Source organism: Helicobacter sp. 12S02634-8, from assembly GCF_002272865.1.
Lineage (GTDB): Bacteria > Campylobacterota > Campylobacteria > Campylobacterales > Helicobacteraceae > Helicobacter_J.
On record NZ_MLAP01000050.1, the window covers coordinates 1 to 921 of the forward strand.

Annotated in this window: 2 protein-coding genes; both read left to right on the forward strand. The window is 40.6% G+C overall.

The window, feature by feature from the left end; genetic code table 11:
• Positions 1-453: type II CRISPR-associated endonuclease Cas1 (cas1, locus tag BKH46_RS09310; RefSeq protein ID WP_143428964.1), on the forward strand; the 453-nt coding region annotated here is incomplete at its 5' end.
• Entirely contained in the window at positions 416-739 is a 324-nt protein-coding gene (gene cas2 / locus BKH46_RS09315; protein WP_253248344.1) for a CRISPR-associated endonuclease Cas2, read from the forward strand. The genes cas1 and cas2, both read left to right, overlap by 38 nt.
• Positions 740-921 lie beyond the last annotated feature (182 nt).

Consider the following 921-nt stretch of genomic DNA (forward strand, 5'->3'; position numbering starts at 1 on the left):
AGGGGATTTACTCGCAAAGAGCCCACCCCCATCAATGCTGCCCTCAACTATGGTTATGCAATCATCAGAGGTTCTATAGCAAGGAGTCTAGTGAGTAGTGGGCTTTTGCCTACTTTGGGGATTTTTCACAGAAACCAATTCAATGCTTTCAATCTAGCTGATGATATGATGGAGCCTTATCGGGTGTTTGTGGATTCTTTGGTTTGTCAGATGCTAGATCATCAAAAACTTCAAGATGGGTTTGAGAGATCTCATAGGCAGTGTTTGGTCGGTATTTTGCACGCAAAGATTTTATGTAGGGGCAAATTTTATCCGATGTATCGCTCTATAATGCGAACAATTTGGTCATTAGCCAATGTGTTAAGGGGGCTTGGAGATGGCTTGGCTTTGGGCGTGTTTGAAAAGGGGGAGTCTGATGGAAGAGAGATTTATGAGAATTTTGGTGATGTTTGATGTGCCTACGCATACCAAAGAAGACAGGAAAAGCTCGGCAAGATTTAGAAAAGAATTGCTCAAAGATGGATTTATTATGTTGCAATTTTCAGTCTATGTGCGTATTTGCAAGGGGGTTGCTAGTGCGAATTCTCATTGCCAAAGGCTTGAGTTGATATTGCCACCTAGGGGGAATATACGAGCTTTGATATTGACAGAAAAGCAATTTGACCAAATGAAACTACTGCTAGGGAGTAAAAGTGACTTAGAAGAAGTGCATCAGCCCAGACAGCTGACATTGTTTTAGGGTTTTTTAGGGATTGTAACCCCGCACGGAACCCAATAACCGTTTATTTTAGGCAGTTTTCAAATTCTTCATACCAATGATAGCATATTTCTTATGGTTTTGATCCACAAAAACTCGCAAAATGCAAGAGGATAAGGGGATCTATTATACCATAGAAGAATTTGAGAACTGCCTAAAACTAT